This is a genomic window from Streptococcus cristatus (assembly GCF_003943505.1).
In the GTDB taxonomy this organism is placed as follows: Bacteria; Bacillota; Bacilli; order Lactobacillales; family Streptococcaceae; genus Streptococcus; species Streptococcus cristatus_E.
In genome coordinates, this window is sequence record NZ_RJPS01000003.1 from 42,496 (window position 1) to 68,431 (window position 25,936).

The 25,936-nt window shown below is 37.9% G+C and carries 24 protein-coding genes and 1 other annotated feature; of the genes, 21 read left to right on the forward strand and 3 right to left on the reverse strand.

The features are described from left to right. Positions 1-8: 8 nt before the first annotated feature. The 11 genes from D8792_RS03705 (at position 9) to rplL (ending at position 8,864) form a co-directional block, all read left to right on the forward strand. Positions 9-416: a hypothetical protein gene (locus tag D8792_RS03705; protein ID WP_125372936.1), complete on the forward strand. Its 408-nt coding sequence runs from the start codon at positions 9-11 to the stop codon at positions 414-416. Positions 417-499: 83 nt separating this feature from the next. Continuing rightward, a complete protein-coding gene (locus D8792_RS03710) occupies positions 500-1,339 on the forward strand; it encodes a thymidylate synthase (protein ID WP_125372937.1) in 840 nt (279 codons plus the stop codon). Between the two features lie 135 nt (positions 1,340-1,474). Then, a complete protein-coding gene (locus D8792_RS03715; RefSeq protein ID WP_125372938.1) occupies positions 1,475-1,960 on the forward strand; it encodes a hypothetical protein in 486 nt (161 codons plus the stop codon). Between the two features lie 153 nt (positions 1,961-2,113). Then, on the forward strand, positions 2,114-2,626 hold the full coding sequence (locus D8792_RS03720) for a dihydrofolate reductase (RefSeq protein ID WP_125372939.1): 513 nt from the start codon (positions 2,114-2,116) through the stop codon (positions 2,624-2,626). A 219-nt stretch (positions 2,627-2,845) separates the two neighbouring features. After that, the gene (gene clpX, locus D8792_RS03730) at positions 2,846-4,075 is read left to right on the forward strand and encodes an ATP-dependent Clp protease ATP-binding subunit ClpX (RefSeq protein ID WP_015604700.1); all 1,230 of its coding nucleotides are present in this window, start codon (positions 2,846-2,848) and stop codon (positions 4,073-4,075) included. A gap of 9 nt (positions 4,076-4,084) precedes the next feature. Next, positions 4,085-4,672, forward strand: a complete 588-nt coding sequence (gene yihA, locus D8792_RS03735) for a ribosome biogenesis GTP-binding protein YihA/YsxC (RefSeq protein WP_125372940.1) — start codon at positions 4,085-4,087, stop codon at positions 4,670-4,672. 293 nt (positions 4,673-4,965) lie between these two features. Then, positions 4,966-5,664, forward strand: coding sequence for a glucosaminidase domain-containing protein (locus tag D8792_RS03740; protein WP_125372941.1), 699 nt, complete (start codon positions 4,966-4,968; stop codon positions 5,662-5,664). 137 nt (positions 5,665-5,801) lie between these two features. Then, entirely contained in the window at positions 5,802-6,749 is a 948-nt protein-coding gene (mmuM, locus tag D8792_RS03745; RefSeq protein ID WP_125372942.1) for a homocysteine S-methyltransferase, read from the forward strand. A gap of 107 nt (positions 6,750-6,856) precedes the next feature. After that, positions 6,857-7,654 (forward strand): formate/nitrite transporter family protein, encoded by a 798-nt coding sequence (locus D8792_RS03750; RefSeq protein ID WP_005589763.1) that lies wholly within the window; start codon positions 6,857-6,859, stop codon positions 7,652-7,654. 93 nt (positions 7,655-7,747) lie between these two features. Further along, positions 7,748-7,882: a sequence feature (ribosomal protein L10 leader region), on the forward strand. 38 nt (positions 7,883-7,920) lie between these two features. Beyond that, positions 7,921-8,421 carry a 50S ribosomal protein L10 gene (gene rplJ, locus D8792_RS03760; protein WP_075229427.1) on the forward strand — a complete coding sequence of 167 codons (501 nt, stop codon included), beginning with the start codon at positions 7,921-7,923 and terminating at the stop codon, positions 8,419-8,421. A gap of 74 nt (positions 8,422-8,495) precedes the next feature. Further along, positions 8,496-8,864: a 50S ribosomal protein L7/L12 gene (gene rplL, locus D8792_RS03765; protein ID WP_001196964.1), complete on the forward strand. Its 369-nt coding sequence runs from the start codon at positions 8,496-8,498 to the stop codon at positions 8,862-8,864. A 1,532-nt stretch (positions 8,865-10,396) separates the two neighbouring features. Here the strand turns inward: rplL and D8792_RS03775 are convergent. Beyond that, a complete protein-coding gene (locus tag D8792_RS03775) occupies positions 10,397-11,269 on the reverse strand; it encodes a hypothetical protein (protein WP_125372944.1) in 873 nt (290 codons plus the stop codon). Between the two features lie 341 nt (positions 11,270-11,610). On the opposite strand from D8792_RS03775, the gene D8792_RS03780 reads away from it, so the two are divergent. The 8 genes from D8792_RS03780 to D8792_RS03815 all read left to right on the forward strand — a co-directional run bounded on the left by D8792_RS03780 (position 11,611) and on the right by D8792_RS03815 (position 20,073). Beyond that, entirely contained in the window at positions 11,611-12,099 is a 489-nt protein-coding gene (locus tag D8792_RS03780) for a hypothetical protein (RefSeq protein WP_125372945.1), read from the forward strand. Positions 12,100-12,162: 63 nt separating this feature from the next. Further along, positions 12,163-12,564, forward strand: a complete 402-nt coding sequence (locus tag D8792_RS03785; RefSeq protein ID WP_260470202.1) for a hypothetical protein — start codon at positions 12,163-12,165, stop codon at positions 12,562-12,564. 112 nt (positions 12,565-12,676) lie between these two features. Next, positions 12,677-13,846, forward strand: coding sequence for an FtsK/SpoIIIE domain-containing protein (locus D8792_RS03790; protein WP_260470204.1), 1,170 nt, complete (start codon positions 12,677-12,679; stop codon positions 13,844-13,846). A 302-nt stretch (positions 13,847-14,148) separates the two neighbouring features. Continuing rightward, positions 14,149-14,832, forward strand: coding sequence for a rolling circle replication-associated protein (locus tag D8792_RS03795; protein WP_102568072.1), 684 nt, complete (start codon positions 14,149-14,151; stop codon positions 14,830-14,832). Beyond that, a complete protein-coding gene (locus tag D8792_RS03800; RefSeq protein WP_016465959.1) occupies positions 14,819-15,043 on the forward strand; it encodes a DUF3173 family protein in 225 nt (74 codons plus the stop codon). The genes D8792_RS03795 and D8792_RS03800 overlap by 14 nt, the downstream gene beginning before the upstream one ends. An 18-nt stretch (positions 15,044-15,061) precedes the next feature. Continuing rightward, on the forward strand, positions 15,062-16,240 hold the full coding sequence (locus D8792_RS03805) for a tyrosine-type recombinase/integrase (protein WP_125372947.1): 1,179 nt from the start codon (positions 15,062-15,064) through the stop codon (positions 16,238-16,240). Between the two features lie 314 nt (positions 16,241-16,554). Further along, positions 16,555-18,291, forward strand: coding sequence for an ABC transporter ATP-binding protein (locus tag D8792_RS03810; RefSeq protein WP_125372948.1), 1,737 nt, complete (start codon positions 16,555-16,557; stop codon positions 18,289-18,291). A gap of 9 nt (positions 18,292-18,300) precedes the next feature. Further along, positions 18,301-20,073, forward strand: a complete 1,773-nt coding sequence (locus D8792_RS03815; RefSeq protein ID WP_125372949.1) for an ABC transporter ATP-binding protein — start codon at positions 18,301-18,303, stop codon at positions 20,071-20,073. 91 nt (positions 20,074-20,164) lie between these two features. Here the strand turns inward: D8792_RS03815 and D8792_RS03820 are convergent, their stop codons facing one another. Together D8792_RS03820 and D8792_RS03825 are read right to left on the reverse strand one after the other, a co-directional pair. Beyond that, a complete protein-coding gene (locus D8792_RS03820; protein WP_125372950.1) occupies positions 20,165-20,848 on the reverse strand; it encodes a B3/B4 domain-containing protein in 684 nt (227 codons plus the stop codon). A gap of 55 nt (positions 20,849-20,903) precedes the next feature. Continuing rightward, positions 20,904-21,917 (reverse strand): YdcF family protein, encoded by a 1,014-nt coding sequence (locus D8792_RS03825; RefSeq protein WP_125372951.1) that lies wholly within the window; start codon positions 21,915-21,917, stop codon positions 20,904-20,906. 230 nt (positions 21,918-22,147) lie between these two features. On the opposite strand from D8792_RS03825, the gene brnQ reads away from it, so the two are divergent. Further along, the gene (brnQ, locus tag D8792_RS03830; protein WP_125372952.1) at positions 22,148-23,479 is read left to right on the forward strand and encodes a branched-chain amino acid transport system II carrier protein; all 1,332 of its coding nucleotides are present in this window, start codon (positions 22,148-22,150) and stop codon (positions 23,477-23,479) included. Between the two features lie 222 nt (positions 23,480-23,701). Further along, complete coding sequence (locus D8792_RS03835) at positions 23,702-25,867, forward strand: SSURE domain-containing protein (RefSeq protein WP_125372953.1); 2,166 nt, start codon at positions 23,702-23,704, stop codon at positions 25,865-25,867. The last annotated feature ends 69 nt before the right edge of the window (positions 25,868-25,936 follow it).

Here is a 25,936-nt window from a genome sequence, read left to right on the forward strand (position 1 = left end):
GGCTAAAAATGAAGAGAAAAGTTGCATATTTTCTAATATTATTTCCCATTTTTCTTTTGATCCTATCCGCTTGCAAATCAAAGACAGAAGGTTTTCTGACCATATTGGATAGTCAGAATCAGCAAGTTTATCAGACGAATAATACCAAAACTTTGGATGAATTTGCAGACATTCTGGATAAGGTCGAATCTGAGGAAGATAATGAAGATGCCTGGGTTGATTTACCTGATGATGCAGAGGTTAATTACATCTACGATATTAGTGGAAGAAAGGGAGAAAGTGGTGTCAAATTCACGACTTACAAAAACTACCCCTATGTCACCATCTCAAATATCCCTGCTGTGTCAGATATTACCTTGAGATTATCAGAAAAAGATGTGAATAAGCTCAATCATCCAGATGAATGGGTCAAATAGACTTTTCTCCTGCTAAACTTGGCAGGAGAATTTTTTTGAAAAATCTGCTATACTAAAGAAAGTTTAAGGATTCAGGAGACATCATGACTAAAGCAGATACGATTTTTAAAGAGAATATAAAAAAGATTATGGAGCAAGGCGTTTTCTCTGAAAATGCTCGTCCGCGTTACAAGGATGGAAATGTGGCCAACTCCAAATATATTACAGGTTCATTTGCGGAATATGATTTGAGCAAGGGCGAGTTCCCAATTACGACTCTGCGCCCTATTGCTATCAAGTCTGCCATCAAGGAAGTTCTTTGGATCTATCAAGACCAGTCTAATAGCTTGGAACTGCTCAATGACAAGTACAATGTTCACTATTGGAATGACTGGGAAGTTGGCGATACGGGTACGATTGGTCAGCGCTATGGAGCTGTTGTCAAAAAGCATGACATTATCCATAAAATTCTCCAACAGCTGGAGGCTAATCCTTGGAATCGTCGCAATATCATCTCTCTCTGGGATTATGAAGCTTTTGAAGAAACAGATGGCCTGCTGCCATGCGCTTTTCAGACCATGTTTGACGTTCGACGTGTTGATGGAGACATTTATTTGGATGCGACTCTGACCCAGCGCTCAAATGATATGCTGGTGGCTCACCACATCAATGCGATGCAATATGTGGCTCTGCAGATGATGATAGCCAAGCATTTCGGTTGGAAAGTCGGCAAGTTCTTTTACTTTATCAATAACTTGCACATCTATGACAATCAGTTCGAGCAGGCGGAGGAGCTGTTACGCCGAGAACCTAGCGATTGTCAACCGAGACTCATTTTAAATGTGCCAGACGGAACCAATTTCTTTGATATCAAAGCAGAGGACTTTGAGCTCTTAGACTACGATCCGGTCAAACCTCAGCTCAAATTCGACTTAGCGATTTGATTGTATTTTCCCTACTGAATGAAGGTCAGTGGGGATTTTAAATTTCCGAGAGCAAATGATTGAAATATATTTTGTAAGTGCTATAATGACAATAGATATATGTGTTTCGCTAGTGCCTATCTCGGAGGTATTGATATGGAAGCAAATCTTTTAACACATAGAAGCAGGAGAAAACTCTTTAGTCTAGGCATTTGTTCATTTTTGCTTGGTTTATCGATTTCTGTGACACCGATGGTTGTTGTGGGTGCGGATGAAGTCCAGCAGGCAGAGTCCCAACCTGAGCAAATTGCGGATTCTTCAGTGGAAGAAGATGACTTTCTGCAGCTTGTAGACCAAGGTTCGGATGGGGCAAATCAGGGAAAGAAATCCTATACGATTGATTTGCTTTGTCATGGAAAAGGCCCTAAAAACAAAGGGACCGAGCAAAGTAATGCTGATGCTTCAACTGAAGGTAAGTCAGTCAAAAGAGAGGGGTGCGATATTGATCCCTTAGCGGATAAAAAAGAGGCTGCTACTGCTGAGCCTAAGAAGACAGACTCAACGCTCTTGAATGTCTCCCTGTTTGGCCTTGTAGCTGCTGTTGTAGGATTTGTCTTTATCAAAAAGATGAAGAAAGAGTAATTTGCCTAGCAAACGAATAGTCGATAATCTTTTGGGTTATCGATTTTTTATCTGGATCAGCTGGCAAAAATAAATAGATAGAAGTGATAGTCCAAACAAGTCTTTTTTAATAAATTTTGATAGAATAGAAATATCAATGCGAAGGATGGAGAAATGACAAAAAAGATTGCGGCGATTTGGGCACAGGATCAAAATGGTTTGATTGGAAAAGACCAAAGCTTGCCATGGCATTTACCAGCAGAGTTGAAGCATTTCAAAGAAATCACGACTGGACATGCAATTTTAATGGGGCGGGTGACTTTTGATGGCATGCATCGGCGCGTGCTGCCAAATAGAAAAACTCTGATTTTAACACGCGATAGGGATTATCAGATTGAAGATGAGCGTGTTTTGGTGTTCAATGATCTCCCAGCGGTGTTGAAATGGTACCAAGAGCAAGAGAAGAATCTTTATATTATCGGTGGCGGTCAAATCTTTTCTTTATTCGAGCATGAATTGGATGAGGTGATTAAGACAGAAATCCATGCTAGATTAGAAGGTGATACTTATTTCCCAGCAGACTTTGATTTGACACAGTTTGATGAAGTAAGCAGTCGTTTTCGACCAAAAGATGAAAAAAATGAGTATGATTTCACCGTAAAAATCCTCAAAAGAAAGGGCTCATAGGAATGGAAAGAAGTGTTTTTGGTTTTTTTACGGCCTTTTTATGTGCAATTTGTCTGATTTGTTCTTTTCAGACTTTTCGTAAAAAACGTTTTGGATTGGCTATTTTATTTTTGTTAAATGCTTTTACGAATCTTGTTAATTCCATCCATGCTTTTTATATGACACTCTTTTAAAATGTAAATAAAAAATTGAATTAGAAATTTAGAATGGGAGTAAACAATGCCTACAAATCGTAATAATGAGATGATGGTATATTGTTCTTTCTGCGGAAAGAATCAGGACGAAGTCCAAAAAATTATTGCGGGCAACAATGCCTTTATCTGTAATGAATGTGTCGAGTTGGCGCAGGAAATTATCCGAGAAGAATTAGCTGAGGAAGTTCTAGCTGATCTTTCTGAAGTACCAAAACCGCAAGAATTGCTCAATATTTTGAACCACTATGTGATTGGTCAAGATCGGGCTAAGCGAGCTTTGGCAGTTGCCGTTTACAATCACTATAAGCGAATTAATTTTCATGATAGTCGTGAAGAGGATGATGTGGAGCTGCAAAAATCCAACATCCTCATGATTGGTCCAACTGGATCTGGTAAAACCTTCCTGGCTCAGACCTTGGCGCGCAGTCTCAATGTTCCCTTTGCTATTGCTGATGCGACAGCTTTGACTGAGGCTGGCTATGTCGGTGAAGACGTGGAAAATATCCTGCTCAAGCTTTTACAGGCAGCTGACTTTAATATCGAACGGGCAGAACGCGGCATCATCTATGTGGATGAAATCGACAAGATTGCTAAGAAGAGCGAAAATGTTTCTATCACTCGTGATGTTTCAGGTGAGGGTGTTCAGCAAGCTTTGCTGAAGATTATCGAAGGAACAGTTGCTAGCGTGCCTCCTCAGGGTGGTCGTAAGCATCCACAGCAAGAAATGATTCAGGTTGATACCAAGAACATTCTCTTTATCGTTGGTGGTGCTTTTGATGGTATAGAAGAAATTGTTAAGCAACGTCTTGGTGAGAAGATTATCGGTTTCGGTCAAAACAATAAGGCAATCGACGAAGGTGCGTCTTATATGCAAGCCATTGTCGCTGACGATATTCAAAAATTTGGGATTATTCCTGAGTTGATCGGCCGTTTGCCAGTTTTTGCAGCACTAGAGCAGCTGACTGTTGATGATTTGGTTCGCATTTTGAATGAACCGAGAAATGCGCTAGTGAAGCAATACCAAACCTTGCTTTCTTATGATGATGTTGAGCTTGAATTTGACGAGGAAGCCCTGCAAGCCATTGCTAGAAAAGCCATCGAACGCAAGACAGGTGCGCGTGGACTTCGTTCAATTATTGAAGAAACTATGATGGATGTTATGTTTGAAGTGCCGAGTCAGGAAAATGTCAAACTGGTTCGTATCACGAAGGAAGCAGTGGACGGTACAGACAAGCCAATCTTGGAAACTGCCTAGGGGAAGCTTATGGAAATCAATACACATAATGCTGAGATTTTACTGAGTGCAGCCAATAAATCGCATTACCCGCAGGATGATATCCCGGAAATCGCCTTGGCGGGTCGCTCCAATGTTGGTAAATCTAGTTTTATCAATACTCTGCTCAATCGTAAAAATCTAGCACGGACTTCGGGTAAGCCTGGTAAAACGCAACTGTTGAACTTTTTCAATATCGATGACAAGCTCCGTTTTGTGGACGTTCCTGGCTATGGTTATGCCAAGGTTTCGAAAGCGGAGCGTGCTAAATGGGGCAAAATGATTGAGGAATACTTGACCAGTCGGGACAATCTGCGAGCGGTCGTGAGTCTAGTAGACTTACGCCATGATCCTAGTGCAGATGATGTACAGATGTACGAGTTTCTCAAATACTATGAAATTCCTGTCATTATCGTGGCTACCAAGGCTGATAAAATTCCACGCGGTAAGTGGAATAAGCATGAAAGTGCCATTAAGAAAAAGCTGGACTTTGACAAAACTGATGATTTTATCATCTTTTCTTCAGTTGATAAAACTGGTCTTGATCAAGCCTGGGATGCGATTTTGGACAAGATCTAGATGTTAGATTGTATCGGAATGATAGTTGAACTTTCAGAGTTTAAGATCATAGCCTGATTCCGTATGGGTTGGAGTCAGGTTATTTTCATCTTTAGCTCAGCCTGCATATCTGAATGATAAGGCTCATTATGCAAGCCAAATGAGGAAGTCTTGAATGGAACAATCGTGGCTTGTGAAACTTATATTCGCGGAAGATCTAAAAAAATGTCATATACTTGTAATTTATTGCTAATGTTATTTTGCTTTTAGTATGTTACAATAGTAGAATAAATATTGTATTTAGGAGAAAGACTGTGAAGAAGAGAATTTCAAAAGAAAGAAAAAAACTTTTGACAGGTTTGGCAGTAATGGCTTCAACCGTTGTCTTTGGTCTTGCTTTGTCAAAGCAAATCAAGCCAGCAAGTGCAAATGATGCTGTTCAGCAGCCATTGAACCAAACAGAATATTTCATTTCACAAATCAGTGAGCCGGCTCGCCAATTGGCTCAGGATAATGATCTATATGCTTCTGTGATGATTGCACAAGCTATTTTAGAGAGTGGTTCTGGCAAGTCTGGTCTATCAGGCTATCCTCACTATAATCTGTTCGGGATTAAAGGAGCCTATGCTGGTCAGTCAGCGACGATGGAGACCTTAGAAGAAGACGGTCAGGGCAATACCTACGCAATCAATGATCAATTCCGCTCTTACTCAAGCTACGTTGAATCGCTTCAGGATTATGTTTATGTCTTGAGACAAAGTCATTTTGCGGGGGCTTGGAAGAGCAATGCTCCGACTTATCAAGACGCGACAGCTGCCTTGACTGGTGTGTATGCGACGGATAGTAACTACTACGCGAAATTGAACTATCTGATTGAAGCTTATAATCTGACTCAGTTTGATTCACCTAGCTATCAGACAGGAGCGTCTAATATGGTTTATAATCCTTACCGTGGACAATACACGACTCAAGATGTTCTGGAAACAGACCAAGCATGGGCATCACATAACTAGATAAGAAAAAAGAGATTATAATAATCTCTTTTTTGCGTTTTACTAATGAAGTAGACGATCATTTCAAATAAGCAGACTTATTTATCTTTAGCAAAACTGACTAAGCTGTTATTTTAGAAAAAGCTTGAGGAGCAAGAATGGGAGCGTTTAAAGATTTACTTGAAAAGCAAGACATAATAATTCTAGATGGTGCTTTGGGGACAGAGCTGGAGAGGCAGAGTTATGATGTTTCTGGTCGGCTTTGGTCAGCCAAGTACTTGCTTGAGAATCCTCAGATTATCCAAGACCTGCATGAAGACTATGTTTGGGCGGGCAGTGATATTATCACCACTTCCAGTTATCAGGCCAGCATTCCAGCTTTTGTCGAAGAAGGATTGAGTTTAGATAAGGCTCATGAAATCTTCAAAGAAACAGTCCTTTTGGCACAGGCAGCGGTTAAAAATGTCTGGGGGAGATTATCGCTAGATGAACAGAAGCAGCGCTCTTATCCTTTGACAGCTGGATCGGTCGGGCCTTATGCTGCTTACCTGGCTGATGGTTCGGAGTACACAGGATCCTATCGCTTGAGTGAGGAGGAATTTAAAGACTTTCATCGTCCGCGCATTCAAGCCTTACTGAACGCGGGCTGTGATTTATTGGCACTTGAAACGATTCCTAACGGAGCAGAAACAGAGGCGCTTGTTCATTTACTATCAGAAGAATTTCCGCAGGCGGAGGCCTATTTATCTTTTACAGCTCAGACGGCATCGGCGATTTCGGACGGAACATTGATAGAAGAAGTTGGGCGCTTAGCTCAATCAAGTCCGCAAATTTTGGCTGTTGGTTTTAACTGCACAGCTCCGCATCTGCTTGTTCCCTTATTAGAAAAGTTAAAACAGGTGTGCGATAAACCCTTGCTGGCCTATCCAAATTCTGGAGAGGTCTATAATGTGGCGACGAATACTTGGCAAGACAATCCTGAGCAGCAGCTCTGTTTAACTGATTACAGTCAGCTTTGGAAGAAGCAGGGCGTTCAGCTTTTTGGCGGTTGCTGTCGAACTCGGCCAGAAGATATAAGGCGGCTAGCAGGCGAATTAAGAACTTGAAATATAGAATTCCAAGTTCAAATTTAGAAAAAAACTTACAGAAAACGCTTTCGAAAAATAAAAGTTTGTGATATACTGTACATAGTTTAACTTAGAGGAGAATTATTATGGTCGAATCGACATTTATTCCAAAAATAGAAGCAGCTTGCCGTAAGAAAGAAGGCTTGTTCGACACAAGCAAAGGGAAGTATGCTGTCCGCTCTATCTTTGCGGGGGCTTTCCTGACTTTCAGTACAGGAGCAGGAGCTATTGCGGCAGACCTGACAAATAAGATTGTCCCAGGAACAGGTCGCTTTCTATTTCCTTTTATCTTTGCTTGGGGATTGGCCTATATCGTCTTTCTGAATGCTGAGCTGGTGACTTCCAACATGATGTTTTTGACAGCTGGCACTTTCTTGAAGAAGATTGACTGGAAAAAAGCACTGATTATTTTGTTCTATTGTACTTTCTTTAACTTGATTGGGGCTTTGATTGCTGGGTGGCTCTTTGCTAATTCGGCGGCTTATGCGGGACTTAGTAAGGAAAGTTTCATTGCTGGTGTTGTGCAGATGAAACTTGCCCGTTCCAATGAACTTATTTTACTTGAGGGAATTCTAGCCAATGTATTCGTTAATATTGCGATTCTTTCCTTCGTCTTGGTGAAAGATAGTACAGCTAAGCTTTTCTTGGTTATTTCAGCCATTTATATGTTTGTATTCTTAACCAACGAACACTTGGCAGCTAACTTTGCTTCTTTTGCTATCGTTAAGTTTAGTTCAGCCGCATCACAGGTGGCAAATTTTGGTATTGGAAATATCCTGCGTCACTGGGCTGTGACCTTCGTAGGAAACCTGATTGGCGGTGGTCTTCTAATCGGTCTGCCATATGCTTGGTTTAATAAAAAGGAAGAACATTATGTAGATTAATCTGTAGCTAGGTGTTGCAATAATTCTATAAAAATATTTTAAAAAGATTGCGCAAAAAGCTTGCAATCTTTTTTTCCTTTTGCTATAATTATCCATGGTTTGAAAAAACTGCCTAAGACAGTAGGGGAGCTCGACTCATAAAAATCCTACCGAGGACAAAACGTATCATGTAAAAGAAGCGTATTGTACTTTCGTGTCTAGGTTTGGGCGCGTTTTTCTTTTGGAAAAATGTCCCAAGCAAAATAATTACGGAGGTGAAACACTAAATGAGTGAAGCAATTATTGCTAAAAAAGCGGAATTAGTTGACGTAGTAGCTGAGAAAATGAAAGCTGCTGCATCAATCGTTGTTGTGGACGCTCGTGGTTTGACAGTTGAGCAAGATACAGTTCTTCGTCGTGAGCTTCGTGGAAGCGAAGTTGAGTACAAAGTCATTAAAAACTCAATCTTACGTCGTGCAGCTGAAAAAGCTGGTCTTGAAGATCTTGCATCAGTATTTGTTGGACCATCTGCAGTAGCATTTTCTAACGAAGATGTTATCGCACCAGCGAAAATCTTGAACGATTTTGCTAAAACTGCTGACGCACTTGAAATCAAAGGTGGTGCTATCGAAGGCGCTGTCGCATCAAAAGAAGAGATTCTTGCACTTGCAACTCTTCCAAACCGCGAAGGACTTCTTTCTATGCTCCTTTCTGTACTTCAAGCGCCAGTTCGCAACGTTGCACTTGCTGTCAAAGCAGTTGCAGACAACAAAGAAGACGCAGCTTAATCTTAAGCTACGCGGCGTAGCCTAGCTACAAAAAAATTATTATAAAAATAAAAACTTATTTGGAGGAAATAACAATGGCATTGAACATTGAAAACATTATTGCTGAAATTAAAGAAGCTTCAATCCTTGAATTGAACGACCTTGTAAAAGCTATCGAAGAAGAATTTGGTGTAACTGCAGCTGCTCCTGTAGCTGTTGCTGCAGCTGGTGCTGCTGACGCTGGTGCTGCTAAAGATTCATTTGACGTTGAATTGACAGCTGCTGGTGACAAAAAAGTTGGCGTTATCAAAGTTGTACGTGAAATCACTGGTCTTGGCCTTAAAGAAGCTAAAGAACTTGTTGATGGTGCACCAGGTGTCATCAAAGAAGGCGTTCCAACTGCAGAAGCTGAAGAAATCAAAGCTAAATTGGAAGAAGCTGGAGCTTCAGTTACTCTTAAATAATCAATTGTTGATTGTTTAAGGACGAAAGCCGAGTTTAAAAGCCTTTAGTTATTTGTAAAGGCGTTATAATAGGAGATGTTTCCTTTGAAACTTCCCCACAAACACCCCCACATAACTTTGTGGGGGTGTTTGTGGATTTGATTGAGGGTATAGAAGTATGGTCAATGTATCTTTTTATAATAGTGATATAGATTTTAAAAATAAGAACCCCTTTAAAAACTCATCTATAAGTTGTACTGATAAAGATTTTATAAGATATCTTATAAATTTAGGAGCTTTTAGCAATACAAAGCTTAGTTTTAATGGAATGAAATTCTATTTTAGCTTAGTTAAAATGGCCATTGAAGAAAAAAATGGAATCTTTGAAATTTCAGATGACTATTTTAACGCAGAAGCAACAATAAAAACGGCTATTTCTTATTTCATTGGTAGCATGGCAGCATATGCAATAGCAGAGAAAGAATATAACGTTCCATTTTTATTTCATTTAAAAGATCCAGTTATTAAAAATATAACTCGATATAAAGGTTATAATAATAAAAGTCCTGATTTTTTTGGTTTTAAAAATTNTGATTTTCATACTCCAATCTTAATAGAAGCTAAAGGCACTTATAGATCAAATTTAGCAACCTCAACCGTTTTTAAGGCAAAAGCTCAAGTAAATGCTATCAAGTCTATCGATTTCAGAAATTCTTTAAGAAAAATCACAGAGTTTGATAGACATGTAGTTGGAGCTTATTTTGAAAATAGAGAATTAAATATCTGTGATATTGATCCGGAAGATACTGGTACAATAACTTATAAATTTGATAATGATTTTGAAATTTTAATGTATTATAAAAATATTATGTTTCTTATATTATTCAACTATAAAGACTCTAAAACTATAACAATGAATAATAATAATTATATTTTTGTTGAATTTGAAAGTTATAAATTGGGATTGAATAGCTTTATTTTTGGAACTTTGAAGGAATACTTTAGAATAGATGAGTCTGAAAAACTTTTTATTAATTTTATGGATTTGAAATATAGGAATGAAACTAATTTATTCAAAACTATTTTTAACTTTTCGTATGAGGTATATTACTCTTATGAAAATTATTTACATAAAGATTCATCTATATCTCTAGGAAGAGATGGTATTATTGTTATGTAATTATATAGGGGTATTATTGCTATAACTAAAAAAGAATGCTGATAAATCAACATTCTTTTTAGCTATTAAAAAGGTTTTAATATTGAATATTGGTGTATATGAAGTTCTAAATAGTGTAGGTATCTATTTTTTTGTGAACCCAGTATAGCTCGGAAATCCTAACACATAAATTGCTAAAGCTATAGCAACATTACTTATGTCTCCATTTGTACTGACGGATTGTGATAATAATTCCTCAAAAACAGTATCAACTGGAATACTTAAGATAACTTCCTGAGTAGCGAGTCATCGGAAAAAATCAATAGTAGTAAAGAGTTATATATGATACAAGCATAGAGAAGTAGAAAAAGGTTACAAAAATTGTAACCTTTTTCTATTTTGAATAATCAATCTCCTCAAGTAAATCAACTAATTCAGATGTAAGGTAGTCAAATTTTAATTGAATTTCTGGATTTTTAATTTTTAAAGAATACCTGTGGATCATTAAGTTGAGATAATACTTAGCAAAAGTGTCACTTCCCTCTGGGTTGGGACCTGTATAATCTAAAAATTCTTTCTTCATTAAAATAAAAAACTCAGAATAATACTTTTCTAAATTTCTTAATGGATTCTTTTTAGTATGGAAAAAATCAAGGAAGTATTCATGAAAATTTATAAAACCTTTATCACGAGCAATTGCATCAAATTTAATAGCAAGTTTATTTTGAAAGATATGTATAAAAATTCTTTTCATACTATCATAATACTCTTCTATATTAGTGTAAGCTCCTTGTATGTTTTTAATAGTAACATCAGAAAAATCATAGTATTCTAAAATATAATTTTTCATGTAATCATGATAATCATTTGAACAAAATGCATCATATAGCATAGGGATAATTATATTTAAATAAAATTCAAATGAATTGTAGTTATTATCTTTAGTTGGAAGTTTAAGCCAAACTATTTCATCAACACTTTTATCTATATTCTTACAAATGAGTTCTATGATACCATCTGAATATTTTTCTTTACATTGTAGTAAGTTACTTATTTTGGAAGATGCACCTTCTTTAGAATGAGAGTAGTAATTTTCGGCATCAATATTTTTAATTTCACCGTTCAGAATTCTTTCTGGAACAGAATTATCAATCAATAAATTATATTGAGGTTGATTTTTTTCATTCAAGAAATTAATTAAATTATGAGAAATTGATTTATGAAGAAATTCTGCAGAGTTTTTAAATATCCCATTTTTATGTTTCATAAGTACCTCTTATATAAAAATATAAAATTTTATTGCAAATAAAATATAAGTTTTAAATGAATTTACTTTAAAGTTTGACATTTGATTTAGAAAAAAATTATAAAAAAACAATAGAATTAGCATTTTTCATTTATAGAAAAATAGTTATTGTTATTATATAGAATATCATCGTTATATAAAAAATGCAATAATTTTATGTAATAATGTCGTATTCACATTTAAAAAATAATGTGTTTTAATTTAACTATGAATATTCAAATAATGTGATGCATCATTAAAAGATGAGGTGATTTATCTTTAAAGTAAGGTAATAAAGAAAACTAATGAAAAAGGAGAATTATATGTCGATAGTGTTAATTGTTTCTTCAGATTTTAATTGTAGTAACTCTCATATCATAATTAAGCCCTTACACGAATATTGGGGATTAGATTCAAATGATAAGCTCAAATATATACAAATAAATTATAAAGATCAAACAAATTATGTTCTTACAGCTTATGAAATAGTTTGTACCAATAAATTCTATAAGAAGATTGAAATAACTGATTTTGTCGAAAAAATTGTTTGTGGTGATTTGAAACTAGTTTGTTCAGATTCAAGAATAGTTGAAGACTCAAAAATAGAGTGGAAATTTAAAGATTTTCCAAAATCTAAAATTATAATTTTTGATCACTATTCTAGAGAAAACATGGATAATAATTTAATTATTAATACTATACAAGAGATACTATTTAGCAAAAAGTGGAGTAAAGATATACTGACTGAAAAAGATATTTTAGAAGCTATAGAATTAGCTATTTCTGAGCATAAAATTAATGTAGCTGATTAATTATAAAAATGGATTTTGCATCTAGATTAGTTAAAGATTTTTGAATTTAGTATTCTGATCTAGATGCAAGATGAATTAAATATTTTATATTTTGAAAGAGGAATGAAAATGGCATTAAAAAATTTAAGAAACTTTTTAAAGTTTGATAAATCATTTTTTGATAACAAAGAACTTGTTTATTTGGGTTCTAAACTTACACAAGATAACAAATTTAAAGTGAGCTTACTTATTGTTAAAGATACAACAGAATATCAGAATGGTCAGACCAATCTGGGAGAGCAAGTAGTCGTTACTGTAAATAATAAAGGAATTGATGAATATTCCAAATTTATTCCAATGAAAACAATTTGTAGAATTGAAAATATTACTAAAGCGGTTGTATACGGTGAGTTCCAAAATCAATTGTCAATAACAGCAGATGTAATTACAGATCCACAAGGTAATAAACAGCATGAAAAGGGTTAGTATAAATTGGATGTTTCCTTTCTGGGCAAGTCGAATAATATTACTATTATTTGTAATAGTGGTCTTTTTTATCGATTTATATTTGCTACCATTAATTAATTTGAGATTAAGTATGAATCAAATTTGGATTATATATTTTTTAGAATTACTGTTAGTTCTTTTGTTTGTATTCGGTCAATTTAACAGGAGTAAGTATTTAAAACAGAAAAAATTATTTAAATTTATTAAATTAAACCAATTATATATTTCACAGATAACTGAAACTAAAGAAAAAAAATATATTGAAACCTTGGAAATGGAATGGATTGATAATAAAAAAGATACAAGTACATTTACCATTAGGGTTTATAATATAGGTGGACTTCTAAGCCATAAAGTTAATGATCTTGGAAGCAAGTTGGAAGCATTCTTAGGGAAAAAATTGATATCTAATGAAAAGCAGTTAACATACACAGATTATATTTTTGAATTAATAAAAGATGAACGTTTAAAAGTATCGGATTTAAATTTAGAAAAAGGTAGAAATTCGACAGTAATTCAACTCACAAAAAAAATATCTTTCGATATTAGCAAAGCTCCGCACGGTTTAACAGTTGGTACAACTGGTTCAGGAAAAAGTATGTTTTTGAACTATAAAATTTTACAATATGCATCGATGGGGGCTGATATTTATATCTGTGATCCGAAAAATGCAGATTTAAGTTTATTGAGATATGTTAATGGTTTTTCAGAAGAGAATGTTGCTGTTACCTCTAATCAAATCTGTAAAATACTTAGAATGGTAAATACAAAAATGATGAATAGGTACGATAAATATTTTTCTAGTAAAGAATCATTTGGTAAAGATTTTACAGATTTTGGATTAAAACCAATAGTAGTTTTTATTGATGAAGTTACAGCTTTTGTAAAAGTATCTGATAAAAAAATTGCTGAAGAAGCCATGTCTTACATTTATAACTTAGTGATGATGGGAAGGCAAGTCGGTATATTAATCGAGGTGTCTTTGCAGCGCCCAGATGCGAGTATTCTTGATGGTGCTATTAGGGATCAATTGGGTTGCCGAGTTGCACTTGGCAATCTATCAGAAGATGGATACAGAATGGTTTTTGGTTCTAACTTTAAGGACTATAAATCAATTGAAGTAAAGGGAGGAGGGTATGTACAGATTGATGGGAAAATGACTTTACCAGCTTATTTTGAAACTCCATTTTTTGGTAAAAATTTTGACTTTTTAAAAGAATTGGAAAAATATTATTTGAGCACTTTCGAAAGTAAAGAATAGGGGTGCTCAGCTCAGAGAGCTAGAGCAAGTGGAACGTCCCTCTTTCTTTACTCTAAGAAATGTGCCCAGCAATAGAAGCTTGCTTCTATTGCTTTTAACTTGATAAACGTCAAACAATAGAACAATAAGGAAAGTAAGGAGTGAAAGTAAATAATTCAAAAGTACAGGCAGATGCTATCGTTAAATCTTATAGATATGGTAATACCCTAGAATTAACAACCTCTAATGGATTACACAAGCAGACAATAAAAGTACTCCCGAATAAAAAATATGTTGTTTTGGAGACTGGAGAAGTATTTGATATGGATACAAGTGGAGTGACAAGAAGTGATAATATAAAGTCAACTCGCATTACAATGAGAAAGTTAAGGCGCCTTATTTCTCATAATTTCAATGGAAATAAGAATGAGCTTTGGATAACGTTGACCTATGCTAAGTACACTAATGAAATAGAAAATGTATATAGAGATTTTAAATTATTTATAAGAGATTTAAGAAAACAATATTCAGGTTTAGAGTATATCAATGTTATTGAACCGCAAGCTAGTGGGAGTTGGCATTGTCATCTGCTTGTAAAAGCACCTAAAAGGAGTTCTCTTTATATCCCAAATAAGATTATTGAAGAGTGCTGGAAAAAAGGCTTTACCAAAACTAAAAGACTTAAAAATAGTGATAAAGTTGGTAATTACGTTATTGCGTATTTAACTAATTTGGAGATAGATGATAATCAGAATTCAAAAAAATACATCAAAGGTGCACGATTATATTTATATCCAAAAGGTGTCAGGATTTATAGGTGTTCTAGAGGAATAAAAAAACCAATTGAAATAACAGCTACTAAAGGAGAAGTAATGACTATCAATGGGCTAGATATTGATTTAGAAGCTAATTATTCAAAAAAAACTAATCATATTATTAGTACAGGAGATGAAATTAGTTATATTACTGAGTTCTATAATATAGGAGATAAAAATGAAGACAGTTAATCATAGAGATATTATGAAGCTTGGTTTTTCCAAAACAGCTTCAAAAGAAATAATTAAGCAAGCTAAAAAGATTGCTATAAATCAATTTGATGAATCTTTGAATTCTTCAAATAATATGGTAAAATTAAGTAAATCGCCTTTCGATAACAAAAGACTTGATCTTGCACCTAGTTTTATTGTGGAAGAATTACTCGGCTTTCAATTCACTTAATGAAAGGAATTGAAAGCAATGTCAAAGAAATATAAAGGAGTATTTAGAGATAGTAAAGGAAGAATTTACTGTCAGACAGAATTCAAAGCATCAGCCACAGGTAAACGTCAAAGATTTAAAAGATATCGAAATATATGGGGAAAATCTTTTTCAACTGAAAAAGAGGCATATGATGAGTTATGTCGAGCAAGAGTTGAATTTTACGATAAATTTGATTATAGTGATTATAATCTAAATTTTGAACAGTATATGTTGGAGGTTTTTTTACCTTACTACAAACAAACGGTACAAGATAGCACATATAGAACTGCGATCACTCAATTTGAAACATTTATTGAGAGATTTGGAAAAATGAAATTACGAGATATTAAACCTCGTGACTGTGAAAAATTTCGTTTAGAACTTATTAATAAGTATTCCGCGAATTATGCAAAATGTGTTTGGATTCGTTTTAAACAATGTTTAGGCTATGCTGAAAGAATGGAATATATCAAAACATTCCCTTGTAAAAGTCTAGATAATCCAAAAGGTAAAAGACCAGATACAAAATTCTGGACTTTTGAAGAGTTTAAGAAAGTTATCTCTACTTTTGATTTAACTGATTATGAAGATCTTCACCGTTTTACAACCACTTGGTTGTACTATATGACTGGTGTACGTGTTAGTGAAGGTTTTGCATTACTATGGTCAGATTTTGATAAAGAGAATAAACGTATCTTTGTTCACTCAACCTTAGAAGCTTTAAAGGGTGGAGTCTATAAACGTAAAGAGCAGACAAAAACCGAAGCAGGTATAAGATATATAGACTTAGATGATGAAACAATAAAAGTACTTGAACGTTGGCGCTCAATTCAGATTTCTAATTCTAATCAGGATTATATTCTATCTAAGTTTGGTGAACCAATGATAAAAAGTACTTTGACAAGAATGTTGAAGCGTCATGCAAAGTTGGCTGGAGTTCCAGAAATAACTGGCAAGGGATTGCGTCATTCACACGATTCATTTATGATTAATGTTCTGAAAAAGGATGTTTTAGAAGTATCTCAGCGTTCTGGAAGAATTGATAAAGCTACAACATTAAACACCTATAGTCATTACTATAATGCAAACAATGCAACTCTAGGAAATGAAATAACTCAACTTCTTAAACAGGAAGGAGTTGGAGCGACACCCCCATATACACCCCTACAAAAATAAAGTAATAAAAAATAAGCTTTACACTTAGTCTTTTGAGTATCACGCTCAAATTACTCTTAAATAATAAGGTATTCAATTTAAAAAACCAAGTCTTTCGACTTGGTTTTTTTGTAATTATTCAATTTGTAACAATTTGTATTAAATAACGTATTCTTAAAATATAGTACAAACTCGAAAGAAAAGATATGCTGGTAACTCTTTACGCTTTTTCATATTTCTGCTATAATATTCTAATAAAGCGTGCATTTGCGCGCTCTTTTCTGTCTAAAAGTACTCTTCAGTGCTTTTTTATTATTATAGAAATTGGAGGGATTATGCTTTACATTTGGTCTTATTTGAAACGCTACCCCAAGTGGTTGGTGCTGGATTTTGTTTCGGCCATCTTTTTTGTAGTGGTCAATCTAGGGCTGCCAACGGTTTTGGCGCGCATGATTGACGAAGGGATTAACCAGGGCGATCAGGAACGCCTGTATTTCTGGGGCTTTATCATGCTGCTGGTTATTATCCTTGGGATTTTGGGGCGGATTGTCCTTTCCTACGCCGCTGGAAAATTAACGACCAGTATGGTGCGAGATATGCGGAATGATCTCTATGACAAGCTGCAGGAGTATTCCCATCATGAGTACGAGCAGATTGGTGTTTCTTCGCTGGTGACACGGATTACCAGTGATGCCTTTGTCCTCATGCAGTTTGCTGAGCAAACGCTCAAGATGGGAGCTATCACGCCTATCATGATGCTGTCGTCCATCCTCATGATTTTCCTGACTAGTCCGTCCATGGCTTGGATTGTAGCGATTTCAGTGCCTTTTTTGGCAATCGTAGTCTGGTATGTGGCGGTCAAGACGCGTCCCCTGTCTGAAAAGCAGCAGAAGACGCTGGACAAGATCAACCAGTATGCTCGGGAAAATCTGACTGGTCTGCGGGTCATTCGAGCCTTTGCCCGTGAGGAATTTCAGGAAGAGCGCTTCGCTAATGAAAATGAAATCTATGCGGAGAATTCCAACCGTCTCTTTAAGTTGACAGGTTTGACGGAACCTCTCTTTGTGCAGATTATCATTGCCATGATTGTGGCCATTGTCTGGTTTGCCCTGAAACCACTAGGCAGCGGCGAGTTGAAAATCGGGGATTTGGTCGCCTTTATCGAGTACAGTTTCCATGCCCTTCTATCTTTCCTTCTCTTGTCCAGTCTCTTTACTATGTATCCACGGACAGCGGTCTCAAGCGAGCGGCTGAAGGAAGTCATGGATATGCCGATTTCCATCGATCCAAATGAGAATGGGATCACGGAAACTGCGACTCATGGCTATTTGGAATTTGACAATGTAACCTTTGCCTATCCAGGTGAGACAGAAAATCCTGTGCTGCATAATATTTCTTTCAAGGCCAAGCCGGGGGAAACGATCGCCTTTATCGGTTCAACAGGTTCTGGTAAGTCTTCTTTGGTTCAGCTGATTCCTCGTTTCTATGATGTGACCTTAGGCAAGATTTTGGTGGATGGTGTGGATGTCCGCGCTTATAATCTCAAGGCCCTCCGTCAGAAGATTGGCTTTATTCCGCAGAAAGCTCTGCTATTTACTGGGACGATCGCTGAAAATATCCGCTATGGTAAGGAAGATGCTAGCTCTGAGGAGCTCAATCAAGCAGCGGATGTGGCTCAGGCTCGCGACTTTATCGAAAGCAGAGAAGAACGCTACGAGACGCATTTGGCTGAAGGCGGCAGCAATTTATCTGGTGGTCAAAAGCAGCGTCTGTCCATTGCGCGTGCGGTTGTTAAGGAACCAGACATTTATATCTTTGATGACTCCTTCTCGGCTCTGGACTACAAGACGGATGCGACTTTGCGCCGCCGACTCAAGGAAGTGACGCAGGATGCAACGGTTCTCATTGTGGCTCAGCGTGTCGGAACTATTATGGATGCGGATCAAATCATTGTCTTAGACAAGGGTGAGATCGTGGGTCGAGGCCGGCATGAGGAATTGATGGAAACGAATGCCATCTATCGTGAAATTGCTAATTCCCAGCTCAATAGCCAATCATTAACAGAAGAATAGGAGGAAGAGATGAAAGAAAATAGTTTTGTCCGCTTATGGGGCTATCTAAAAGTCTATAAAGCAGCCGTGCTTCTTGCAGTCTTCCTCAAGATTGTCAGCGTGGTCATGAGTGTCCTAGAGCCTTTTGTCCTAGGGCTTGCCATCACTGAGCTGACGCAAAATTTACTGGATATGGCCAAGGGAGTACCCGGTGCAGCCATCAATAGCAGCTATGTGGCTTGGATCATGCTGCTCTACTTCATTCGCGCCCTCTTTTATGAGATTGGTTCTTACTTTTCTAACTATTTCATGACCAATGCTGTGCAGAGTACTGTCTGCGACATGCGCAATGAGCTCAGTCATAAGATCAATCAAATTCCTGTCTCTTACTTTGACAAGCACCAGTTCGGTGATTTGATTGGACGCTTTACCAGCGATGTGGAGACCGTCTCAAATGCTCTCCAACAAAGCTTTTTGCAAGTGGTCAATGCCGTCATGACCCTGATTTTAGTCATCGGGATGGTTCTTTATCTGAATATCCAGCTGGCCTTGATCGTTATCGTAAGCATTCCTCTGACCTATTTGGGAGCGAGATTTATCCTCAAAAAATCCCAGCCTTACTTTAAGCAGCAGGCGGATGTTTTGGGTGCTATGAATGGCTTCGTCCAGGAAAATCTGTCAGGTTTCAATGTTCTCAAGCTTTATGGTCGGGAAGAGACTTCGGCTGAGGATTTTCGAGCTATTACTCAAAATTTGCAGGAAGTCGGATTTAAAGCCAGCTTTATCTCAGGGCTTATGATGCCCGTTCTTAATGCGATTTCTGATTTGACTTATCTCATCGTCGCTCTAGTAGGCGGTTTACAGGTTATTGCTGGTCAGCTGACCATCGGGAATATGCAGGCCTTTGTCCAGTACGTCTGGCAGGTCAATCAACCCATCCAAAACCTTACCCAGCTGGCTGGTCAGCTCCAAAGTGCCAAGTCTTCGCTGGATCGGATTTTCCAGATTTTGGATGAGCCAGATGAAGTCATGGATAATACCGTCCAGCTAGACAAGGACTTGACTGGTCAAGTCAGCTTCAAAGATGTAGACTTCCAATATGTAGCAGACAAGCCGCTGATTCGCAATTTTAATCTGGAAGTCCAGCCGGGTGAAATGGTGGCTATTGTCGGGCCGACTGGAGCTGGTAAGACGACCCTGATCAACCTTCTCATGCGTTTCTACGATGTGACCAAGGGCTCTATCAGCGTGGACGGCCACGATATTCGTCAGCTATCCCGTCAAGACTATCGTAAGCAATTTGGTATGGTCTTGCAGGACGCTTGGCTTTATGAGGGGACTATCAAGGAAAATCTTCGCTTTGGTAACCTTGATGCTACTGATGAGGAGATTATAGAAGCGGCCAAAGCAGCCAACGTGGACCACTTTATCCGTACCTTGCCGGGTGGCTACAATATGGAAATGAATCAGGAGTCTAGCAATATTTCGCTGGGGCAAAAGCAACTCCTAACGATCGCACGGGCGCTCTTGGCCGATCCTAAGATTCTGATTTTGGATGAGGCGACTTCCTCAGTTGACACTCGTTTGGAGCTGTTGATTCAGAAGGCCATGAAAACTCTTATGCAGGGGCGGACGAGCTTTGTCATTGCTCACCGCTTGTCCACTATCCAAGAAGCAGACAAGATTTTGGTGCTCAAGGATGGACAAATCATTGAGCAAGGCAATCACGAGTCGCTGCTTGCCGACAAGGGATTCTATCATGACTTGTATATGAGCCAATTTTCAGATAAGAAAGAAGCATAGACATACAAAAAAGGAAACTCGCTTGAGTTTCCTTTTTGAATAATCATTTTGATGTAGTTTTAAACCAAAAGCTTGTCGGGTGAAAAGTTGCTTAAAGATCTTCTACTTGAATGACATGGGTTTCAAATTCGAGATTTGGCATGGCTGCCGCCAAATCTTGGTGAATGCGTTCAAGGGCTTCTAGCCGCATTTGGACAGACGTATGGGTATTCCCTTGGATAATGAAAATGGCATTTTTGGTGCTATCATTAAATTTATAAAGGTCGCTGTCACGGACATCAAGCCAAGCAAGGATGCCTTTTTCATCTCGATAGACATAGTCAGTCGGAGCTACATGCTTTTCCTTGGATAAGATAGGGAGGAAAATATCGTCCTTCTGACTGACAGTAAACTCAATCTCATCACCGATTTTATCAAGTTCATGCCCACCAATAGCTAGAAGAGAATGCAAGGATTCCACGTTATAAATATCAATGATGCTGTTGATCCTTGGAATGGAGCCGCGGTGTTGGATATTGCGGATCANAGCTGGTACTGTGGGCGGGTTCTTTTTAACACTGCGCCCAACTTTCTGCAGGAAATNACAGTAGCCTTGGATAGTCGGATGGTCAGTGATTTCCGCTAGATTGCAATTCAAAGCCCAGTTCTCTGCTTCCTTCTGTTTTTGGAGAAAAGCCTCTGATAAAGGTGCTTGAGGATCAACGTTTCTAGCAATAGCAAGGACCACACTCCTAATGCCCAGTTCTGCTAAACTTTTATCAATGGTAAATTTCATCTTAGACGGACCTCCATTTTTTTCTTACCTTCATTATACCTTTTTCTAGGGCTTTTTACAATGAAAAATATGTGTGAAATAAGGAGAAAAGGAAGGGAAGCAGTAGAATTCCGATGATAAACGCATGCCATTTCCAGTAGATACGGATTAAGCCAGCGGTTTCTCGGATCCATGCAGAAGGAAGAAAATAGAAGGCCGTGCGAGAACCAATACTGCGGCCTTTGAGACCAACTTGTTTCATATAGATGCCAGCACGTAGCGCGTGGAAAGAATTTGTGACAAGGACAACCCGATCTTGTTCCAGTCCTTGTGCGTGCATGAGCTGCTTACTGAATGTGAGATTTTCAAAGGTCGTGCGAGATTTATTTTCAAGGAGAATACTGTCAGCTGGGACTCCTTTATCTATCAAATATCTTGCCATGGCCTCTGCTTCGGAAATCAACTCGTCGTCTCCCTGACCGCCAGAGACAATGATGATAGGCCTATGATTAAACTTCTCATAGATTGCTAGGCCTTTATCCAAGCGTTGAGCCAGCAGGGGAGGCACCTTGTTTCCAAACAATCCTGCACCGAGGATAATGATCGTCTGAGGCTCTTTCTTAACTGGAAAGAGATTTAAAAAGAATGCGTAGATGATATAGGAAAGATAGAGAAAGGTACCGTAAAAGAGCAGCAAATCAGCGAGGGAAATCAAAATTGCAAGAAATGACCGTGGAGCGAGAAAATGCAGTAAACTAAGCCCTATGATTGCTATACCGTAGAGAAGCGATAGTAGATTGGCTAGTCTGAGCCCCTCTAGCTGTAGCATTTGGCGACCATTAAAAATCAAATAAGCAGTAGAAGCAAAAATACTAAAAGGGACTGCTAAAAGCAGGATATAAAAGCTAATAATAGCTGGTTTATAACCAATAAATCGCTCAAGGCTAACAATCGTAAGCCCAGCTAAAACGATTCCCATCATCATAAGAGTGAAGGTCAGGAGATAAGCATTGAATAAACTTCTAGGTTCCCGATAGACTAAAATAGTAAAGATAGCAGCAGGAATGAGCCAGACTAGATGAAGTACCATAATAAAACCTCGCAAATGAACTTATAACCAGTATAGCATAAGTCCATCTAATAAAAAAGAAATCACTAATATGATATAGATCGAAATTAAATAAAAGCAATTCGCAATAAATCGTATTGTGTTTCGTGAATTTCTTAGGGTTGCGAAAAGGCAATTTTTATTTCAAAATTCTTGCAATGAGTGGTGTTTATCGGTATAATGGAAAAATCTTAAAAAGACTGGAGATGACGATGATAAAAAAAGGATCCTTGACCGGTTTGCTTTTATTTGGAATGTTTTTCGGAGCCGGTAACCTGATTTTCCCACCTCAGTTGGGCTTGGAATCTGGTCAAAATTTTTGGCCAGCTATTGGAGGCTTTGTCCTATCAGGTGTCGGTATTGCTATTTTAACTTTAATTATAGGTACTTTGAATCCCAAGGGTTATATTGATGAAATTTCGAAAAAGATTGCCCCTTGGTTTGCGGTTGCTTACTTGGTAGCCCTCTATCTTTCAATTGGTCCCTTCTTTGCCATTCCTCGGACGGCGACCACTGCCTTTTCTGTCGGAATTGAGCCCATGTTGCCTGCTGGTTCTCATACTATTTGGCTTCTTGGCTTCACGCTGGTCTATTTTGCTTTGGCCTATCTGATTGCCCTCAATCCCTCAAAAATCCTTGATAGTATCGGCCGTTATCTAACACCAATTTTTGCCCTCTTGATTGTAGTTTTAGTTGTATTAGGCGCTGCCAAATATGGTTCCACTGCCCCTCAAGGAGCAACAGGGGGATATGCTGCTTCAGCTTTCGGGGCAGGCTTTCTTCAAGGCTACAATACTCTAGATGCTTTGGCTTCAGTTGCCTTTAGTGTGGTTGCTGTGACGACACTCAACCAACTCGGTTTCAAGAATAAAAAAGAATATATTTCTACTATTTGGATCGTGGGTATCCTTGTGGCGCTGGGCTTTAGCGTTCTTTATATCGGTTTGGCCTTCCTTGGAAATCACTTCCCACTTGATCTAGCGAATTTGCCAAAAGGTGCAAACGTAGGGGCCTCTGTTTTGTCTTCTGCAACTCAGGCTATCTTTGGGCCGATGGCTCAAATTTTCCTAGCGATTATGGTAACAGTGACCTGTTTTACAACTACAGCAGGACTTATCGTCTCAACTGGCGAATTTTTCCACAATACCTTCTCGAAAGTATCTTATAAGGTTTATGCGACCATTTTTACGCTAGTTGGTTTCGCTATTGCAAATCTTGGTTTGAATGCTATTATTCAGTATTCAGTTCCAGTTCTGGAAATTCTTTATCCGATTACCATTACGATTGTGATGATTGTCATGGTCAATCGCTTTTTACCACTTTCTAAACCAGGGATGCAGTTGACCATCGCAGTGGTGACCCTGATTGCTTTTGCTAGCATTTTGGGACGACAATTCAAGCTAACTGCCATTCTCAATCTGGTTAATGCTCTACCATTTGCTCAAGCTTCTCTACCTTGGTTGCTGCCGGCTCTAGTTGGAATTTTGCTCTCGCTCCTTTTGCCAAACAAGCAAGAAACTGAAGCATTTGAATTTGAAGCATAAGAAGAAAATTCACCACAGTGTGGTGGATTTTTTTTTGACTCATTGTCAATTATAGTAGGGAATTTATGGCGAAGGAATTCAAGCTATTTTTTTATGAGCAATATGACAATATAATCCTTTTATAAGATAGATTTAAGAAAAATTTTAACTTTTTCTTAACCATTTTTAATCTTAGGAGATTATACTAAAGTCATCAAAAAAACAAACCTAAAGGAGAATCTTATGAAATTCAATTCAAATCAAAAATATACCCGCTGGTCAATTCGTCGTTTAAGCGTGGGTGTGGCTTCCGTTGTTGTTGCCAGTGGTTTCTTTTTGCTAGTTGGTCAACCAAATACCGTACATGCAGATGTTCTCACTACGACTCCGACTGAAGTTCTTCAAACAGATTCATCATCAGTAGAAAAGAATGAGTTGCCAGAGACAGTTCTGAAAGAAGCTGTAGATTTAGCGCTTCCTGCAAATCAGGCGACTCCAACTCCAAAGGAAGTGGTCGATGAGACTAATTCTACAGACAAGTCTAGCCTAGCTCCTAAGGAAGAAGTTGCAAAACCAAAAGAAGAAGAGGCTATGTCGGAAGTTAACGAACCAAAAGAAGAAAAGGTTATGTCGGAAGTTAACAAACCAAAAGAAGAAGAAGCTAAGCCAGTAGCAACTCCTGATGTAGTTTCAAACCAAGCTCGTGAAGCGGCTATTTCTCAATCAGTAACGACTCCAGATGAAGTTAAAAAAGGAGTTGAAGAAAATACTAAGGACTCAGTAGACGTTCCAGCCAGCTATTTAGAAAAAGCGAACGTTCCCGGTCCATTCTTGGCTGGTGTTAATCAAGTTATTCCGTATGAAGCTTTCGGTGGAGATGGCATGTTGACGCGTCTCTTGCTCAAATCTTCTGATAAGGCACCTTGGTCAGATAATGGTTCAGCTAAAAATCCAGCTCTCTTGCCACTTGAAGGCTTAGCGAAAGGTCAATACTTCTACGAAGTGGATTTGAACGGCAATACTACAGGTAAAGACGGGCAAGCCCTTCTCGACCAACTTCGCGCTAATGGAACATATGCTTACCAAGCGACTGTTAAAGTCTATGGTGCTAAAGATGGAAAAGCAGATTTGACCAATCTCGTAGCTACAAAAAATGTAACTGTTAACTTGAACGGCCTTATTTCAAAAGAAGCAGTCAAAGACTCAGTCACTAAAAATATCAAAGACCATATTGATGTCCCAGCCAGCTATTTAGAAAAAGCGAACGTTCCCGGTCCATTCTTGGCGGGTGTCAACCAAGTCATCCCGTATGAAGCTTTCGGTGGAGATGGTATGTTGACTCGCCTCTTGCTCAAATCTTCTGACAAGGCACCTTGGTCAGATAATGGAACAGCGAACAATCCAGCACTCTTGCCACTTGAAGGCTTAGCGAAAGGTCAATACTTCTACGAAGTGGATTTGAATGGCAATACTACAGGTAAAGACGGACAAGCCCTTCTCGACCAACTTCGCACTAATGGAACAAATGCTTACCAAGCGATTGTAAAAGTCTATGGTGCTAAAGATGGAAAAGCAGATTTGACCAATCTCGTAGCGACAAAAAATGTAACTGTTAACTTGAACGGCCTTGTTTCAAAAGAAGCAGTCAAAGACTCAGTCACTAAAAATATCAAAGACCATATTGACGTCCCAGCTAGCTACTTAGAAAAAGCGAATGTTCCCGGTCCATTCTTGGCTGGTGTCAACCAAGTCATTCCGTATGAAGCTTTCGGTGGCGACGGTATGCTGACGCGTCTCTTGCTCAAATCTTCTGATAAGGCACCTTGGTCCGATAATGGGACAGCTAACAATCCAGCTCTCTTGCCACTTGAAGGCTTGGCCAAAGGTCAATACTTCTACGAAGTGGATTTGAATGGCAACACGACAGGTAAAGATGGACAAGCCCTTCTTGACCAACTTCGTGCTAACGGCACTCGCAGTTACCAAGCTACTGTCAAGGTCTATGGCGCCAAAGACGGCAAGCCAGATTTGACAAATCTTATCGCGACTCGTCAAGTAACGATTCAGCTTCGTGGAAAAGAAATGGCTACAACACCATCTCAAGAAGGTCAAATGAATATGAAACCTTCTACAACACCATCTCAAGAAGAGCAGATGAATAAGAAGCCTTCTGTAACAGATTCTATGAGTATAGCTAAGGGTACGAAAGAAGTGGATCATCGTGTGTCGGATGTGAAGAATGAATATCCAACTTCTAAGCCGATGGCAGATACGATGAAAAAAAATGATAAGTCTACGTTACCAAAAACTGGTGAAGCTCAAACAGCTACAGCTACCATTGGTTTCTTAGGACTAGCTTTGGCAGGAATTCTTAGCCTTCTAGGTTTGAAAGAAAAACAAAAAGATTAAGGTTCAAATCATTTAAAAATTACTAAAAATAGTGTTATACTAAAGCCAGTATAACACTGTTTTTATCAG

Excerpts from the sequence above, each read along its gene's own strand:
- D8792_RS03705 (WP_125372936.1), top strand. The coding sequence starts at position 9 with ATGAAGAGAAAAGTTGCATATTTTCTAATATTATTTCCCATTTTTCTT.
- D8792_RS03710 (WP_125372937.1), top strand. The coding sequence starts at position 500 with ATGACTAAAGCAGATACGATTTTTAAAGAGAATATAAAAAAGATTATG.
- D8792_RS03715 (WP_125372938.1), top strand. The coding sequence starts at position 1,475 with ATGGAAGCAAATCTTTTAACACATAGAAGCAGGAGAAAACTCTTTAGT.
- D8792_RS03720 (WP_125372939.1), top strand. The coding sequence starts at position 2,114 with ATGACAAAAAAGATTGCGGCGATTTGGGCACAGGATCAAAATGGTTTG.
- clpX (WP_015604700.1), top strand. The coding sequence starts at position 2,846 with ATGCCTACAAATCGTAATAATGAGATGATGGTATATTGTTCTTTCTGC.
- yihA (WP_125372940.1), top strand. The coding sequence starts at position 4,085 with ATGGAAATCAATACACATAATGCTGAGATTTTACTGAGTGCAGCCAAT.
- mmuM (WP_125372942.1), top strand. The coding sequence starts at position 5,802 with ATGGGAGCGTTTAAAGATTTACTTGAAAAGCAAGACATAATAATTCTA.
- D8792_RS03750 (WP_005589763.1), top strand. The coding sequence starts at position 6,857 with ATGGTCGAATCGACATTTATTCCAAAAATAGAAGCAGCTTGCCGTAAG.
- rplJ (WP_075229427.1), top strand. The coding sequence starts at position 7,921 with ATGAGTGAAGCAATTATTGCTAAAAAAGCGGAATTAGTTGACGTAGTA.
- rplL (WP_001196964.1), top strand. The coding sequence starts at position 8,496 with ATGGCATTGAACATTGAAAACATTATTGCTGAAATTAAAGAAGCTTCA.
- D8792_RS03775 (WP_125372944.1), bottom strand. The coding sequence starts at position 11,269 with ATGAAACATAAAAATGGGATATTTAAAAACTCTGCAGAATTTCTTCAT.
- D8792_RS03780 (WP_125372945.1), top strand. The coding sequence starts at position 11,611 with ATGTCGATAGTGTTAATTGTTTCTTCAGATTTTAATTGTAGTAACTCT.
- D8792_RS03785 (WP_260470202.1), top strand. The coding sequence starts at position 12,163 with ATGCAAGATGAATTAAATATTTTATATTTTGAAAGAGGAATGAAAATG.
- D8792_RS03790 (WP_260470204.1), top strand. The coding sequence starts at position 12,677 with ATGAATCAAATTTGGATTATATATTTTTTAGAATTACTGTTAGTTCTT.
- D8792_RS03795 (WP_102568072.1), top strand. The coding sequence starts at position 14,149 with ATGGATACAAGTGGAGTGACAAGAAGTGATAATATAAAGTCAACTCGC.
- D8792_RS03800 (WP_016465959.1), top strand. The coding sequence starts at position 14,819 with ATGAAGACAGTTAATCATAGAGATATTATGAAGCTTGGTTTTTCCAAA.
- D8792_RS03805 (WP_125372947.1), top strand. The coding sequence starts at position 15,062 with ATGTCAAAGAAATATAAAGGAGTATTTAGAGATAGTAAAGGAAGAATT.
- D8792_RS03810 (WP_125372948.1), top strand. The coding sequence starts at position 16,555 with ATGCTTTACATTTGGTCTTATTTGAAACGCTACCCCAAGTGGTTGGTG.
- D8792_RS03815 (WP_125372949.1), top strand. The coding sequence starts at position 18,301 with ATGAAAGAAAATAGTTTTGTCCGCTTATGGGGCTATCTAAAAGTCTAT.
- D8792_RS03825 (WP_125372951.1), bottom strand. The coding sequence starts at position 21,917 with ATGGTACTTCATCTAGTCTGGCTCATTCCTGCTGCTATCTTTACTATT.
- brnQ (WP_125372952.1), top strand. The coding sequence starts at position 22,148 with ATGATAAAAAAAGGATCCTTGACCGGTTTGCTTTTATTTGGAATGTTT.
- D8792_RS03835 (WP_125372953.1), top strand. The coding sequence starts at position 23,702 with ATGAAATTCAATTCAAATCAAAAATATACCCGCTGGTCAATTCGTCGT.